This is a genomic window from Rhodopseudomonas palustris, assembly GCF_007005445.1.
GTDB classification, from domain to species: Bacteria; Pseudomonadota; Alphaproteobacteria; order Rhizobiales; family Xanthobacteraceae; genus Rhodopseudomonas; species Rhodopseudomonas palustris_G.
The window spans coordinates 1,713,095-1,727,548 of record NZ_CP041387.1 but is presented as its reverse complement, the minus strand read 5'-3'; the positions used below and the strand labels follow the sequence as shown (position 1 = coordinate 1,727,548).

Annotated in this window: 15 protein-coding genes; 11 read left to right on the top strand and 4 right to left on the bottom strand. The window is 64.1% G+C overall.

Translation table 11 applies throughout. From position 1 onward, the window contains the following. Positions 1 to 70: 70 nt before the first annotated feature. Positions 71 to 1,261: a pyridoxal phosphate-dependent aminotransferase gene (locus FLL57_RS07845; RefSeq protein WP_142882598.1), complete on the bottom strand. Its 1,191-nt coding sequence runs from the start codon at positions 1,259 to 1,261 to the stop codon at positions 71 to 73. A 108-nt stretch (positions 1,262 to 1,369) separates the two neighbouring features. On the opposite strand from FLL57_RS07845, the gene FLL57_RS07840 reads away from it, so the two are divergent. The 4 genes from FLL57_RS07840 to FLL57_RS07825 all read left to right on the top strand — a co-directional run bounded on the left by FLL57_RS07840 (position 1,370) and on the right by FLL57_RS07825 (position 5,159). Beyond that, on the top strand, positions 1,370 to 2,797 hold the full coding sequence (locus tag FLL57_RS07840) for a M48 family metalloprotease (RefSeq protein WP_047309435.1): 1,428 nt from the start codon (positions 1,370 to 1,372) through the stop codon (positions 2,795 to 2,797). Between the two features lie 185 nt (positions 2,798 to 2,982). Continuing rightward, positions 2,983 to 3,378 (top strand): BA14K family protein, encoded by a 396-nt coding sequence (locus FLL57_RS07835; RefSeq protein ID WP_013502764.1) that lies wholly within the window; start codon positions 2,983 to 2,985, stop codon positions 3,376 to 3,378. 195 nt (positions 3,379 to 3,573) lie between these two features. After that, positions 3,574 to 4,203: a peroxiredoxin gene (locus tag FLL57_RS07830; protein WP_013502765.1), complete on the top strand. Its 630-nt coding sequence runs from the start codon at positions 3,574 to 3,576 to the stop codon at positions 4,201 to 4,203. A gap of 188 nt (positions 4,204 to 4,391) precedes the next feature. Then, a complete protein-coding gene (locus FLL57_RS07825) occupies positions 4,392 to 5,159 on the top strand; it encodes a DsbA family protein (RefSeq protein ID WP_142882597.1) in 768 nt (255 codons plus the stop codon). Positions 5,160 to 5,261: 102 nt separating this feature from the next. On the opposite strand, the gene FLL57_RS07820 is transcribed toward FLL57_RS07825, so the two are convergent. From FLL57_RS07820 to FLL57_RS07810, 3 genes are all read right to left on the bottom strand, one after another. Continuing rightward, a complete protein-coding gene (locus tag FLL57_RS07820) occupies positions 5,262 to 5,948 on the bottom strand; it encodes a TetR/AcrR family transcriptional regulator C-terminal domain-containing protein (RefSeq protein ID WP_142882596.1) in 687 nt (228 codons plus the stop codon). After that, positions 5,945 to 6,898 carry a cation diffusion facilitator family transporter gene (locus FLL57_RS07815; RefSeq protein ID WP_013502768.1) on the bottom strand — a complete coding sequence of 318 codons (954 nt, stop codon included), beginning with the start codon at positions 6,896 to 6,898 and terminating at the stop codon, positions 5,945 to 5,947. The genes FLL57_RS07820 and FLL57_RS07815 overlap by 4 nt, the downstream gene beginning before the upstream one ends. A gap of 341 nt (positions 6,899 to 7,239) precedes the next feature. Then, positions 7,240 to 7,452 carry a hypothetical protein gene (locus FLL57_RS07810; RefSeq protein ID WP_013502769.1) on the bottom strand — a complete coding sequence of 71 codons (213 nt, stop codon included), beginning with the start codon at positions 7,450 to 7,452 and terminating at the stop codon, positions 7,240 to 7,242. 520 nt (positions 7,453 to 7,972) lie between these two features. On the opposite strand from FLL57_RS07810, the gene aroQ reads away from it, so the two are divergent. From aroQ to FLL57_RS07775, 7 genes are all read left to right on the top strand, one after another. Continuing rightward, positions 7,973 to 8,428, top strand: coding sequence for a type II 3-dehydroquinate dehydratase (aroQ, locus tag FLL57_RS07805; protein WP_142882595.1), 456 nt, complete (start codon positions 7,973 to 7,975; stop codon positions 8,426 to 8,428). Between the two features lie 42 nt (positions 8,429 to 8,470). Next, positions 8,471 to 8,971: an acetyl-CoA carboxylase biotin carboxyl carrier protein gene (accB, locus tag FLL57_RS07800; RefSeq protein WP_013502771.1), complete on the top strand. Its 501-nt coding sequence runs from the start codon at positions 8,471 to 8,473 to the stop codon at positions 8,969 to 8,971. Positions 8,972 to 9,080: 109 nt separating this feature from the next. Then, positions 9,081 to 10,433: an acetyl-CoA carboxylase biotin carboxylase subunit gene (gene accC, locus FLL57_RS07795; protein WP_142882594.1), complete on the top strand. Its 1,353-nt coding sequence runs from the start codon at positions 9,081 to 9,083 to the stop codon at positions 10,431 to 10,433. A gap of 184 nt (positions 10,434 to 10,617) precedes the next feature. After that, positions 10,618 to 12,150, top strand: coding sequence for a sensor histidine kinase (locus FLL57_RS07790; protein WP_142882593.1), 1,533 nt, complete (start codon positions 10,618 to 10,620; stop codon positions 12,148 to 12,150). Next, complete coding sequence (locus FLL57_RS07785) at positions 12,147 to 12,590, top strand: response regulator (RefSeq protein ID WP_013502774.1); 444 nt, start codon at positions 12,147 to 12,149, stop codon at positions 12,588 to 12,590. Before FLL57_RS07790 ends, FLL57_RS07785 begins: the two co-directional genes overlap by 4 nt. Further along, complete coding sequence (locus FLL57_RS07780) at positions 12,587 to 13,675, top strand: response regulator (protein ID WP_142882592.1); 1,089 nt, start codon at positions 12,587 to 12,589, stop codon at positions 13,673 to 13,675. Before FLL57_RS07785 ends, FLL57_RS07780 begins: the two co-directional genes overlap by 4 nt. 43 nt (positions 13,676 to 13,718) lie before the next feature. Next, positions 13,719 to 14,390 (top strand): spermidine synthase, encoded by a 672-nt coding sequence (locus tag FLL57_RS07775; RefSeq protein ID WP_142884187.1) that lies wholly within the window; start codon positions 13,719 to 13,721, stop codon positions 14,388 to 14,390. The last annotated feature ends 64 nt before the right edge of the window (positions 14,391 to 14,454 follow it).

Sequence of the window (14,454 nt, the reverse complement as noted above, 5' to 3'; positions counted from 1 at the left end):
GGGAGCCTATAGCGACGAAATGCCGCAAAGATCAACCTTTGAAATCGCCAATCCTGTCATGCGGCCGAGATCATCGGCCGAGCCAGGCGGTGATCCGGCGTACCGCTTCGCGCATGTCCTCCGCGGACCTGGCATAGGAAAACCGCACGAAACTCTTGCCGCGCACCGGATCGAAATCGATCCCCGGCGTCGCCGCCACCCTCGCCTCCTCCAGCATCCGCCTGGTGAAGTCGTAGCTGTCGGACGTGAAGGCGGAAACGTCGGCGTACAGGTAGAATGCACCGTCGGCCGGCAGGAACTCGGTCAAGCCGGCCTTCGGCAGCCCTTCGATCAGAATCGCCCGGTTCTCTTCATAGCCGCGCTTCACCGCTTCCATCTCGTCGCGACCGCCGAACGCCGCCTCGGCGGCGATCTGCGACAGCGTCGGCACCGAGATCGCCAGATTCTGCTGCAGACGCTCGACCGGCCGCACCAGGCTTTCCGGCAGCACCATCCAGCCGACGCGCCAGCCGGTCATGCAGAAGTACTTCGAGAACGAATTGATCACCACCGAGTTCGGCGAAAGTTCCGCGGCCGTCATCGCGGGGAATGCGTAGTCGAGGCCGTGATAGATCTCGTCGGAGATGAAGCGGATGCCTTCGCTCTCGGCGACCGCGATCAGTTCGGTGAGCGCTTCGCGCGTCATCATCGTGCCGGTCGGATTGGCCGGACTGCCGACCAGCACGCCCTTCAGCGGCGCCTTGCGGTGCGCAGCGAGTAGTGCTTCGCCAGTCAGCGCATGACGCGTCTCGCTGTGCGTCTCGATCGGCACCGGCACGCAGCCGAGCGCATTCAAAATGTGGCGATACGGCGGATAGCCCGGCACCGTCACCGCCACGCGATCGCCGGGCTCGAACAGTGCCAGAAACGACAGGATGAACGCGCCCGACGACCCGGTGGTGACGACGATGCGATCCGGATCGACGTCGCAAGCATAGGTTTCGCGATAATGCATCGCGATCCGTGCGCGCAGCGACGGAATCCCGAGCGCGGAGGTGTAGTCGATCCGGCTGCTGTCGAGCGCCGCATGTGCGGCGGCAAGCGCGGCGCGCGGCGCTGGCGCCCACGGCTGTCCGACTTCCATATGAATGACGTGACCGCCGGCCGCTTCGATCCGGTCGGCAGCCGCCATCACGTCCATCACCATGAACGGCGGTACGTCGCTGCGGGCGGACGCGGTCAACAATCCGCGCGCACGTTGTATCTTGGTCGCATCGAGCATTGAATTCTGCTATCCCCGCGCGGTCTGTTCGGTGAACCCGCTGCGCGCCGCGCTGCTTCCGTGGTGCCGGGCCGACACAGGAGATACCCGGAATTCGATGCTCGGCCAATGCTGAAGGACATTGCAGTTTTTGCCGGACGGCTATGTCCGTCCGCACGCAAGCACGCCTCGCGGCTGATCGCTGGGCTCACCGCGCTCGCGCTGGCGATCACGCCGGTTCCCACGCTGGCGCAGGCCCCGACGCCGAAGGGGCCGCCGCTGCTGCGCGACACCGAGACCGAACAATTGCTGCGCGATTACACCCGGCCGATCCTGCGTGTCGCGGGACTGGAGAAGCAGAACATCCAGGTCGCGATCATCAACGATCCGTCGTTCAACGCCTTCGTCGCCGACGGCCAGCGCATCTTCGTCAATTACGGCGCACTGTTGCAATCGGAGACGCCGAACCAGCTCATCGGCGTCCTGGCGCACGAAACCGGCCATCTTGCCGGCGGACACCTTTCCAAGCTGCGGACTCAGATCTCGCACGCCCAAACCCAGATGATCGTCGCGATGCTGCTCGGCGTCGGCGCGATGGTGGCCGGGGCCAGTGCGGGACCGAACAGCGGCGCCGGCAACATCGGCGCCGCCGCGATCTCGGCGCCGCAGGAGATGATCCGCCGCAATCTGCTGTCGTATCAGCGTCAGCAGGAAGAGAACGCCGACCGTGCCGCGGTCAAGTTCCTCAACGCGACGCAGCAGTCGGCGCGGGGGATGTACGAGACTTTCCAGCGCTTCACCAAGGAGAGCCTGTTCGCGGCGCGCGGCGCCGATCCGTATGCGCAGTCGCATCCGATGCCCGCCGAACGCGTCGCTGCGCTCGCCGAACTGGCACGCTCCAGCCAATACTGGGACAAGAAGGATGATTCGGCGCTGCAATTCCGCCACGACATGATGCGCGCCAAGGTATCGGGCTTCATGGAGCGGGCGGATACGGTGTACCGTCGCTATCCGGCATCGAACACCAGCCTGCCGGCCCGTTACGCGCGCGCCATCGCCAGCTATCTGCACGGCGATCCGCGTTCCGCGCAGGCGCAGATCGACGGCCTGATTCAAGCCCAGCCCAACAATCCGTATTTTTACGAGCTCCGCGGTCAGGCGCTGCTCGAAGGCGGAAAGCCGGCGGAAGCAATCGCTCCGCTGCGCAAGGCGGTGGCGATGACCCGCGGTGCGCCGCTGATCCAGATCCTGCTCGGCCAGGCGCTGGTCGCCAGCAACAACAAGGCCTACACCGACGAAGCAATCCAGATCTTGCGCGGAGCGCTGGGACGCGAGCCGGAAGTCCCGATCGGCTACACCCAGCTTGCGATGGCCTACGGCCAGAAGGGCAACTACGCAGAAGCCGACCTCGCTTCGGCGCAGGCTGCGTATTTGCGCGGCGACGCCAAGACCGCGCGCGACCTCGCTGCCCGCGCCAAGACCCGTTTCCCGGTCGGCTCTCCGGGCTGGGTCAAGGCCGACGACATCGTCGCAGCGAAAATGCCGGGCGCGAAATAATCCGCGGTCGATTGTCGCGCCGCGGCGGATTGTCCCGCCCCTTTGCCTCTGTCACACTCCCCGCGCGGCGATCGGTTCGCTGAGTCCTGCGACCGGATCTCATTTTCTGCTCCTTCGGTCTGCGCGTCTTGCGGGCCGCGCTTGCCAGCAAACAACATCGCTGCACCAACACGGGAGAGACATCCATGACCAAGTCGACGACGCCCTCGGGCGGAAAGCCCCGCAAGTTTCTGACGCGAGCGCTGGCAAGCGTTGCGCTGCTGACGATGTACGGATTGGGGATGATCGCCACGACCGGCGCGGCGATGACGTTGGCCTCGACACCGGCTCATGCGCAACGTGGCTGGGGACGCGGACGCGGACGGGGCGGCGGACGTGGGCGCGGGCGCGGTTGGGGCGGTCCGGGCCCCGGCGCGGCGATCGGCATCGGCATCGGTGCGGCAATCGTCGGCGGCGCCATCGCGGCCAGCCAGGCCGAAGCCGCACGGCAGCAGGACTACTGCGCGCGGCGCTTCCGTTCGTACAATCCTGCGACCGGCACCTACATCGCGAAGGGCGGGCGCGAGATGCCTTGCCCGTAGTCGTGTCGCGATAGGACATCCATCGGGCGGTGCGCGGCATCACGCACCGCCCGATGCTTTTTTGTGCGAGTGCTTTGCAGCGAGTTCCTTGATCCTGCGCTGCGGAATCCCCATTTACGGGATCTCCATTCTTCGCACGCCCGGCGTTGGCCGGCGCGTTCAAGCACTTCACAGACGCACAGGAGTCCTTCCCCGATGTCCCTCCATATCGGCGATATTGCCCCCGATTTCACCGCCGACACCACCAAGGGCAAGATCTCGTTTCACGATTTCATCGGTGATTCCTGGGTCTTCTTCTTCAGCCATCCGGCGGATTTCACGCCGGTCTGCACCACCGAGATGGGCAAGACGGCGAAGCTGGCGCAGCCGTTCGCTGGGCGTAACGTCAAGCCGATCGGGTTGTCGACCGACACCGTGGACGAGCACCTGAAGTGGATTGCCGACGTCAACGACACCCAGCAGACCGACCTGCAATTCCCGATCATCGCCGATCCGGACCTGAAGGTCGCCAAGCTCTACGACATGATCCATCCGAACCAGAGCGACACCGCCGCGGTCCGTTCCGTGTTCATCATCGATCCGAACAAGAAGATTCGTCTGACCATGACCTACCCGATGAACGTCGGGCGCAACTTCGACGAGATCCTGCGCGTGATCGACGCGCTGCAATTCGCCGACAAGCACACCGTCGCCGCACCGGCCGACTGGCGGCCCGGCGACAAGGTCATCATCCCGCTGTCCGTGAAGGGCGACGCCGCCACCAAGGCGTTTCCGCAAGGCTGGGAAGAACCCCGCCCCTACCTGCGCCTGACCACCATCAAGTAACATAGCGGGCGATCCGAAGGACGCCGGCATTCGTTTTTTCCGGGTGCCGGCGTCTTTGTGTCGGAAGAGGCCGGCCGCCCGTGCCAGCCGACGCGTCCACAAAAACCGCGTATTTGCCGACGAAAAGCGCTATGAAATTTGCGAATCCGCGCAATTTTCCACGATCTGACCGCCGAAGGGATCCGCCCATGCCGCCGCTCCGCCCGCTCGCTACAGCCCTGCTCGCGCTCGCCGTCTTCGGTGCGCCGGCGGTCGCCTCGGCGCAGAAATTCACCGACGAGCAGCGCAGCCAGATCGAGACGATCATCAAAGAGTATCTGGTGACGCACCCCGAAGTGCTGGAAGAGGCCTCGGAAGAACTCGGCAAGCGCCAAGCCGCGGCGCAGGCGGAGAAGCATCAGCAAGCGATCAAGGACAACGCGGACCTGATCTTCAGTTCGCCGCGCGGCGTCACGCTGGGCAACAAGAACGGCGATGTCACGATGGTCGAGTTCTTCGACTACAACTGCGGCTACTGCAAGCGCGCAATGGTGGACATGCTCGAACTGATGAAGGACGATCCCAACCTCAAGGTCGTGCTGAAGGAATTCCCGGTGCTCGGCCCGCCCTCGGTCGAGGCCGCGCAGGTCGGGATCGCCGTGCGGATGCAAGATCCGAGCGGCAAGAAGTATCTCGACTTCCACCAGAAGCTGCTCAGTGGCCGCGGTCAGGCCGACAAGGCGCGCGCTCTGGCAGCCGCCAAGGAAGCCGGCCTCGATCCCGCCAAGCTCGAAAAAGACATGAACAGCCCGGAAGTACGCGCCACCATCGAGGAGAGCTTCAAGCTCGCCGAATCGATGGGAATGAACGGGACGCCGAGCTACGTGATCGGCAAGCAGGTGGTTGTCGGCGCGGTCGGCCTCGACACGCTGCGCCAGAAGATCAACACCGCGCGCTGCGGCAAGGAGAAGTGCTGAGCGCGATCGACAGGCGACCGCAATCGTCCAGCCGTCTATTGCTGGCGCTGGACGGCGCGTGGTCGGCTGCACGACCCTGACATATCTGTCGCGTAGGCGGACCTAATGGTCAGGCAAACGCCCCCTGGGGCTGCACACGCCTCTGATAAACAGCTCGTTGGCGGTCTCGAACACAGCCTCGGTTTCGACCGCCAGATAGGATTGCGCCAGTTTCCTCAACACCGGAAACTCGGCGGGGGACAGTCCCTCGATTTCTGCTACTTCGGCCTCGCTCGCCGGCCTTATGAGCCCGCTGATTTCGGCCGTACATAGACCGATCACGCTTGCGTACCATGCGAGACAGACAGCAGGAGCTTCGTCGTCGGACACACCGGCATCGGCGAGTGCCCGATGCACCATCTCGATATGCGGAAAGTCCGAGACCCCCGTGTTGAAGAATCTTTGCAGCAGGGGGAACGTGTGAGGATATCGGAGCGCCAGTGCGCGATGATCGCGCGCATGGGTGCGGAGCCGATCCTGCCAGGGCTGGTCGCTGCCGACCGGCGACAGCTTCGCCACCAGGGCGTCTGCCATCGCACGATACACCCCGTCCTTGCTCTTGAAGTGATAGACGATCGCCATCGGATCGCAGCCCACCCTCTCGCCGAGTTTGCGCAGACTGAAGGCGGAGTCCCCGATCTCCTCCATCAAGCTCACGGCCGTATCGACGATCGTGTCCTTCGAAAGACCACGCGGCCCGGAGCTCGCACGCGTTTTGATCTGCAGCTTGATATCCGCGGTCGACGTCATTCTGCCCATTCAGGATCACCCGTGAAGACGACGGTCAGCCAGCGGTTCGGTCCGTCGTCGCCGACCAGATCTCCGATCTCGTCGCGCAATGCGTCCCACTCGCCGATGGTTCGCGCCGGTGCCTCGGCGGGAACGATGAAGTAGAGCTCGATCTCCTTCGAGCGGCCGACACGCGCCACATAGGCGCGATAGGAGATGAAGCCGTGCTTCTCGACGAAAGCCGTCGCGACAGTGTCCAAGTGCTTCTTGAGATCGATCGGCGTGACCAGAAAGATGTCTGCGAGCGCATGGCGGACAGTCGAGATCGGAAGCGGAATGATGAGCACACACACCACCGCCAGAACCGCCGGATCGATGTAGGGCGAAATCCACTGCCATGACGTCCCCTGCACCGCCAGACCGATCATGAAGGCGATCAGCAGCGCGGCGCTGATGCCGGCCGACATGATCCAGCCGCGCACGTCGAGGCGAACGAACTCCGATCCGATCTTGCGATTGGCGCGCCATTCGACGGCTGCGATTCCCGCGCATGCGATCACCGTCACGGCTGCGTAAACCAGCGCCGAACCGAATTCCAGATCACGCCCGCCGCTCAGCAGGCTGCCGATGGCCGTGACCAGCGCGTAGAGCGCCGCACTGATCAGCAAGGTTCCGTTCAGCCCGAGCACCATCGGCTCGAGGTGCCAGAGGCCGAACGAAAAACGCTCCCTGAGCTTGCGCGACAGATGATCCGCCACCGCGTAGGAGGTGATCAGGTTGACGACGATCAGCGACAGCAAGCTCATGCCGGCATCGATCAGGGAATACACCCCGTCGAACACGATCGAGAACGATCCCGAGAACAGGCCGAAGCCGATCCCGAGAAACGAAATCGCGAAGGTCACGGCGATCGACGTTCTCAACACGCCGCGTTCGTCTGACAAATCAAAAATAGAGAGCAGTCCGCTCATAATTCGCTCGCAGTCCGAGCCGCGCGTCGCGATTGAGCCCTCGGACACGCGCGTCCGCGTATGGTGCAGACGGGTGAAGACCGGCGTTCCGGCCAAGAGCCTGATTGAGGATCGCGAAACGTGTCGCGACAACACCGTCAGCAGCTTTCGCAACGCTGTCAGCCGCTGACGGTCGCCAATTTCTACACTGTAGAGATTACACCCGCAACCGTACGATCCCGCGTTGTCCGGACGCAGAGATGACGGTCTTCCGGCACCTGCCCGGAGGCGAGCAAAGTTGTGCCCGAAAGTCCGGCAACCGCCCGCGTCTCATCATGTTCGGATGCGAATTTCAGCAAGGTCTAGGACGGAAACTCGGTTTCGGCGACGTCGACACGGTCAGCGTGGAGCGACCATTCCGGCAGCCGTTCCTGTTCGCAGAACCGCTGCTTGGCAAGTTCAATCGCACCGTCGCTGTTCTCGGCGTCGACCTCGAGCAGGCCCTGGCAGATTTCCTCGTGACGTCCGTTCTCGCCGAGGATGCCCTTCATAAATCGCACGATGTAGCGAGCCATGACGCCTCCGGTTGGAGACTCGCGGCGCGAAGGCACCTGAACCGCTCACGTGGCTGGTTCAGGCTGACGGGCCGCGAGCGGATGGATCCGGGAGACAGCGCCCCACTTGCACGGTCGCAAATACAGGGTCGCACCGATCCTCACCTTGTTAAGTCTAGTCCGTTTGTGACGGCACGACAAAACAAAACTCCGAGAACACCGATGCACGGAACTTTCGACCACGCGGGACTGCAGAATCGGACAAGCAAGTGCCCCGATACAGCTTCCGGCCAAACGCGCAACGACGCACCGCAGATCGAACAGAGCCCGCCGATTGCAAACGATTCCTGCTGGTTGGGCATCCCCCCTCGCCCAAAGCATCAGGCATTTCATCCGCGCCGAGAGGTGTTCAGGCTTCCCCTCAGCCCCGAGGTTACCTATAACGCCCGCAATCAGGTGAGTTTCGCCGGATTCCGACAGTCGCTGCGGAGGCTTGCCCCGCTCGGCTGGATCAGATTCGCAAATATTGCCGGAATTTTCGATGGCTCAGACGATTTACGTGCTGAACGGCCCGAACTTGAATCTGCTCGGGACCCGTGAGCCGGAAATCTACGGTCGCGCCACGCTGGCCGATGTCGAGAGACTGTGCACCGAGACGGCGGCCGGCTTCGGCCTGCTCGCGGTGTGCCGGCAATCCAATCGCGAAGGCGAGTTGATCGACTGGATTCATCAGGCGCGCAACGACAAGGCGGCAGGCATCGTGATCAACGCCGGGGGTTACACCCACACCTCGATCGCACTGCACGACGCTCTGATCGGCGTGCAGATCCCGACGGTGGAAGTCCATGTTTCCAACGTATTTGCGCGTGAGGACTTCCGTCACCACTCCTTCATTGCGAAGGCCGCGTTCGCCAGCCTGTGCGGCTTCGGCATCGACGGTTACCGGCTGGCCATCGCCGGCCTCGCCGCCAAACTCGGCACCAGCGCCACGGCCTGACCCCGCCCGCCCGTTCACTCAAGACATCTGGATCGACATATCATGGCCCGCCAGCCTGCAGAGAAACCCGCCGCCGAGCCGACTACCGCACCGGCGACCGACGACAGCAGCCTGATCCGCGAACTCGCGGTGCTGCTGGACGAGACCAATCTGACCGAAATCGAGATCGAACGGGCGGGTCTGCGTGTGCGCGTCGCTCGCAACGTCAGCATCGCTGCGGCGGTCCCGGCTGCTTATGCGTCGGCACCGACCACCATGGCGGTGGCGGCGGCCTCGATCGAAACGGCGACGATCGATCTTGCCAAGCATCCAGGCGTGGTGACCTCGCCGATGGTCGGCACGGTGTATTTCGCTCCGGAGCCTGGCGCCAAACCGTTCATCGACATCGGCAGCCGGGTCTCGGTCGGCGAGACCCTGTTCATCGTCGAGGCGATGAAGACCATGAACCAGATCCCCTCGCCGAAGGCCGGCGTCGTAACCCAGATCCTCGTCGAAGACGGCCAGCCGGTCGAATTCGGCGAACCGCTGGTCGTAATTGAATAGCGAGTAGCGGTTGGCGAGTGGCGAATGAGCGCGGAGGCCGCGCCTCACCTGTTCGCCATTCGCCACTCGCCCATTCGCCTCCTGTTGGCCTCTCAACCTGGCGGCCCCAATGTTTGACAAGATCCTGATAGCTAATCGCGGCGAGATCGCCCTGCGCGTGCTGCGCGCCTGCAAGGAGCTGGGCATCGCCACGGTCGCGATCCACTCCACCGCCGACGCCGACGCCATGCACGTCCGCCTCGCCGACGAAAGCGTATGCATCGGCCCACCGCCGTCCAAGGACAGCTATCTCAACGTCCCGGCACTGCTCGCCGCTTGCGAGATCACCGGTGCCGATGCGGTGCATCCCGGCTACGGCTTCCTGTCCGAAAACGCCCGCTTCGCCGAAATCCTCGCCGATCACAATCTGCACTTCATCGGCCCCAAGGCCGAACACATCCGGCTGATGGGCGACAAGATCGAGGCCAAGAAGACCGCCAAACGTCTCGGTATCCCAGTCGTGCCCGGCTCCGACGGCGCGGTCGGCCCGGATGATGACGCGATGGCGATCGCCCAGGCGATCGGCTTCCCGGTGCTGGTCAAGGCGGCGGCGGGCGGCGGCGGCCGCGGCATGAAGGTCGCCCACACCGCCGACGATCTGGCGCTGGCGATCTCAACTGCCGGTAACGAAGCCAAAGCAGCGTTCGGCGACGCCTCGGTCTATCTGGAAAAGTACCTGCAGAAGCCACGTCACATCGAGATCCAGATCCTTGGCGACGGGCGCGGCGGCGCAATCCATCTCGGAGAGCGCGACTGCTCTCTGCAGCGCCGGCATCAGAAGGTGTGGGAGGAAAGCCCCTCACCGGTAATCAGCGCCGAGGCGCGCGCCCGGATCGGCGGGATCTGCGCCAAGGCGATGCAGGACATGCAGTACCTCGGCGTCGGCACGATCGAGTTTCTTTACGAGGATGGCGAGTTCTACTTCATCGAAATGAACACCCGCATTCAGGTCGAGCATCCGGTGACCGAAATGATCACCGGTATCGATCTTGTGCTGGAGCAGATCCGCATCGCCGCCGGCGGCGATCTGCCTGTGACCCAGGATGAGATCACCCTCAACGGCCATGCCATCGAGTGCCGGGTCAACGCCGAGAACCCGGTGACCTTCCGCCCGTCTCCGGGCAAGATCGCGCGCTACCATCCGCCGGGGGGCCTCGGCATCCGGATCGATTCAGCGGTATTCCAAGGCTATACGATCCCCCCCTACTACGACTCTCTGGTCGGTAAGCTGATCGTCCACGGCAAGACGCGGGGCGAATGCCTGATGCGGCTCCGCCGGGCGTTGGACGAGATGGTGGTGGACGGGGTTGAAACCACACTGCCTCTGTTCCGCGCGCTGGTGCGAGAGCCCTCGATCATCGACGGCGATTACCATATCCATTGGCTCGAGCAGTATCTGGCCTCGGGAGTCCCGCAGGGTTGACGCGGCAGCCTCGTCCATCGGCATAGCTTCGCGCGATCCGCCGGCTCGCTTCTGAGCATGGAGGATAAAACTCAGTTCCTCGGGAACCGAACGCCTTCGCCCGCGTTATAAAGCGTTTAGAGCTCTGCTTTGTGACACGCCTGGGGGATGGCTTGGTTGGTTTCTTAGGTGCTGGAGACGCGCGGTGACGCCTGAATCCGCGCGGAAGCGCTCTTTTGCCCAGATCGCCCTTTTGTCGCTGTCGTTCGCCGTGCTGGTCGCTATCAGCATCGCGTCGGTGTACTGGCTGCAGAAGGCGCGCGAGGACAACGCCTGGGTCGCCCACACCCTCGAAGTCCAGAACCAGATCGCGCTGGCGCAACTGCAGCTCCGCCGCGCAGAAAGCGCCGAACGCGGCTATGTGCTGACCCGCCAGGACGACCTGATTGCTCAATTCGAGGAAGCCGCGTCCGATGTCGTGCCGCGACTGAAGCGGCTTCGCGACTTCGTCGCCGACAATACCGCGCAGGTCCCGTTCATCGACGAGGCGATCGCCTCCGCCACCGCCCGAATCGAACGGTTTCGTCAGGTCATCGCCCTTGCGCAGCAGGACCGGATCAATGACGCCTTGCAGTTGCTGCGCGACATTGATGGCCGCCGTGCCATGGACATCCTGACTTCCGCGCTGACCGCGATGCGCCAGGAGGAAAACCGGCTGTTCTCGGAGCGCACCACTGCCGCCGACCGCAGCCAGGCACTCGCCACCATCATCACCACGACCGGCTCCGGGTTGGTGCTGGTGCTCGCCGGGATGTCGATCTTCCTGGTCCGCCGCTCCGCGCGAGCGCGCGACGAGGCCGAAACGCAGCTTCGTGAGAACAATCTCAACCTCGAATCCACCGTCCAGGAGCGGACCACCGACCTGCGCGAGGCCAATGAGGAGATCCAGCGCTTCGCCTACATCGTCAGCCACGATCTGCGCTCGCCGCTGGTCAACATCATGGGCTTCACCAGCGAGCTGGAAGAGCTGCGCAGCGACATCTTCCGCCGCATCGCCACGCTGAGCCGGGAAGTCGCCGGCAAGCAGAGCGCCGCCAATGCCGACAGCGACGGCGAGCCGGAACTGGAGCCGGCCGACCGTCAGCTCTCCGAGGATTTCACCGAAGCGCTCGGCTTCATCAAATCCTCGATCGGCAAGATGGACCGCCTGATCAGCGCCATCCTGAATCTCACCCGCGAAGGGCGCCGCCAGTTCCAGCCGGTGCGGATCGACACCCGAGAGTTGATCGAAAACATCGCCTCCACCGTGGCGCATCAGGCCGCCGAGGCCGACGCTCAGATCCGGATCGAACCATTGCCGGAGATCGTCAGCGACCGTCTGGCGCTTGAACAGATTTTCTCCAATCTCATCGATAACGCCCTGAAATATCTGAAAGATGGCGTGCCGGGCGACATCGTGATCCGAGGCCGGCAGAAGCTGGGCTTCGTGATCTTCGAGATCGCGGACAATGGCCGGGGGATTGATCCGAAGGACCACCAGAGAATCTTTGATCTTTTTCGCCGCGCCGGTACACAGGATCGGCCCGGCCAAGGGATCGGGCTCGCCCATGTGCGAGCCCTGGTGCGGCGGCTGGGCGGCACCATGTCGGTTTCTTCCGCACTCGGCGAAGGCTCGACCTTCACCATCACCCTGCCGGCCCGATGGACGGCAAACAAGAGTCAGGAACAGCGCGCATGAGTAACCCTGTCACCATCATCATGATCGAGGACGACGAGGGGCATGCCCGTCTGATCGAGCGGAATATCCGCCGCTCCGGCGTCAACAACGAGATCATCCCGTTCACCTCGGGGACGGCCGCGCTGAATTATCTGTTCGGCAGCGACGGCACCGGCATCGAACACAAGCATCGCGCCCTGCTGGTGCTGCTCGACCTCAACCTGCCCGATGCCAGCGGCATCGACATCCTGCGGCGGATCAAGGAAAATGATCATCTCAAGACGACCCCGGTGGTGGTCTTGACGACAACCGACGACGCGCACGAGATCAAGCGCTGCTACGAACTCGGCTGCAACGTCTACATCACCAAGCCGGTGAACTACGAGAGCTTCGCCAACGCGATCCGCCAACTCGGCCTGTTCTTCTCGGTCATCCAGGTCCCGCAACCCGACGCTCCATGACAGACGCCAAGCCGACCCTGCTCTATATCGACGACGACGAGGCGCTCGGTCGCCTCGTCTCGCGTGGCCTGCAGCGGCAGGGCTTCTGCGTCGAACACGTGCTGAGCGGCGAAGCCGGGCTGGAACGGCTGCGCCAGGGCGGCATCGACGTGATCGCGCTCGACCAGTACATGCCCGGCCTCGACGGGCTGGAGACGTTGGAGCAGATTCAGTCGATTCCCGACCCGCCGCCGGTGGTGTTCGTCACCGCCTCGCAGGATTCCAAGATCGCGGTGACCGCGCTGAAGGCCGGCGCCGACGACTATCTGGTGAAGGACACACAGGGCGAGTTCGTGCCGCTGCTCCAGGTCGCCGCCGATCAGGCGCTGAAGCAGGCGATGGTGCGCAAGGCCCGCGACGATGCCGAGGCTGAAGTGCGCGCGTCGCGCGACCGCTACGCCGCCCTCGCCGCCGAACGCGAAGTGCTGCTGCGCGAAGTCAACCACCGCGTCGGCAATTCGCTGCAGATCATCGCCTCGCTGCTGCATCTGCAGGCATCTTCCAGCAAGCAGGACGAGGTCAAGGCGGCGCTGACCAACGCGATGGGCCGTGTCGCCGCGGTGGCGCAGGTGCACCGCCGGCTCTACACCTCGCACGATCTCAAGAGCGTGATGCTCAACCAGTACCTCGAGGCCCTGCTGGAAGATCTGCGGCGCTCGGCCGAGGGTAACCGGATGTCACGGCTGACACTGTCGGCGGAGCCGGTCGAAACCGATCCGGACCGTGCGGTGGCGATCGGCATCATCGTCAACGAACTGGTGATGAACGCGGTCAAATACGCCTACCCGGAGGGCAAGGGGCCGATCCATGTCGAGCTGAAGGCCGACCGCGATGACCTCGAACTGGTGATCTCCGACGACGGCGTCGGTCTCAACGTCAAGGCCAACCCGCAGTCGACCGGCATGGGCCAGCGCATCGTCAGCGCAATGGCCGCCAAACTGGAAGCCGATGTCGAGCGCGACCCCAATCATGCCGGCACGCGAATGGTGCTGCGCTTCCGCCGCGCCAATGCCCCCGCCGCCCAGGTCGCGCAGGCCGCTCATTGAGATCGCCGCGCACCTCCACCCTCAGCGACTGAGAGCGATTGCTGTGCTTCCCTGGACACTGTTGGCCACCGCGCAGATCCCCGGTGGCGGCGAATTGCGGCTGATGCGGCGCGGCGAGGAATTCTCCATCCGTCTGGATGCCAACGAGCTGATGAACAGCCGGCTCGGCGGCTCCGAGGAAGCGCTCGCCACCCTCGCCTGCCAGAAACTCGCCGGGCGTCCCCGGCCGCGCGTCCTGATCGGCGGTCTCGGCATGGGCTTCACGCTGCGCGCCGCGCTGAAGGTGTTCGGCGATGACGCCGTCATCGAGGTCGCCGAGCTGGTGCCCGAGGTGATCGACTGGGGGCGCGGCGCGATGGCCGAACTGTTCGGCGACAGCCTGAGCGATCGCCGCGTCAACATCCTGCAACGCGACGTCGGCGAACTGATCCGAACGGGCGCGGGACGCTACGACGCCATCCTGCTCGATGTCGACAACGGTCCCGAGGGTCTGTCCCGCCCCGCCAACGACCAGCTCTATGACTCGAAGGGGCTTGCGGCGGCGCGCGCAGCGCTACGCGGCGGTGGTGTGCTGGCTGTGTGGTCGTCCGGGCCGGACGAAAACTTCACTCGGCGGCTGCGGCGCAGCGACTTCGTCGTCAACGAAGTCCCGGTACGCGCCGTCGGCAAGCGCACCGGGTCACGGCATTGGATCTGGCTGGCCGTCAAAAGCTGAACGCCAGGGCTTGCCAAACGGCATCGAACGAAAGCCGGTGTCCTAAGACCATTGCCGCCTTGCC

Coding starts and splice junctions, on each gene's coding strand:
- FLL57_RS07810 (WP_013502769.1), bottom strand. CDS start 7,452: ATGGCTCGCTACATCGTGCGATTTATGAAGGGCATCCTCGGCGAGAAC.
- FLL57_RS07820 (WP_142882596.1), bottom strand. CDS start 5,948: ATGACGTCGACCGCGGATATCAAGCTGCAGATCAAAACGCGTGCGAGC.
- FLL57_RS07815 (WP_013502768.1), bottom strand. CDS start 6,898: ATGAGCGGACTGCTCTCTATTTTTGATTTGTCAGACGAACGCGGCGTG.
- FLL57_RS07840 (WP_047309435.1), top strand. CDS start 1,370: ATGCTGAAGGACATTGCAGTTTTTGCCGGACGGCTATGTCCGTCCGCA.
- accB (WP_013502771.1), top strand. CDS start 8,471: ATGGCCCGCCAGCCTGCAGAGAAACCCGCCGCCGAGCCGACTACCGCA.
- accC (WP_142882594.1), top strand. CDS start 9,081: ATGTTTGACAAGATCCTGATAGCTAATCGCGGCGAGATCGCCCTGCGC.
- FLL57_RS07825 (WP_142882597.1), top strand. CDS start 4,392: ATGCCGCCGCTCCGCCCGCTCGCTACAGCCCTGCTCGCGCTCGCCGTC.
- FLL57_RS07830 (WP_013502765.1), top strand. CDS start 3,574: ATGTCCCTCCATATCGGCGATATTGCCCCCGATTTCACCGCCGACACC.
- FLL57_RS07780 (WP_142882592.1), top strand. CDS start 12,587: ATGACAGACGCCAAGCCGACCCTGCTCTATATCGACGACGACGAGGCG.
- FLL57_RS07785 (WP_013502774.1), top strand. CDS start 12,147: ATGAGTAACCCTGTCACCATCATCATGATCGAGGACGACGAGGGGCAT.
- FLL57_RS07845 (WP_142882598.1), bottom strand. CDS start 1,261: ATGCTCGATGCGACCAAGATACAACGTGCGCGCGGATTGTTGACCGCG.
- FLL57_RS07835 (WP_013502764.1), top strand. CDS start 2,983: ATGACCAAGTCGACGACGCCCTCGGGCGGAAAGCCCCGCAAGTTTCTG.
- aroQ (WP_142882595.1), top strand. CDS start 7,973: ATGGCTCAGACGATTTACGTGCTGAACGGCCCGAACTTGAATCTGCTC.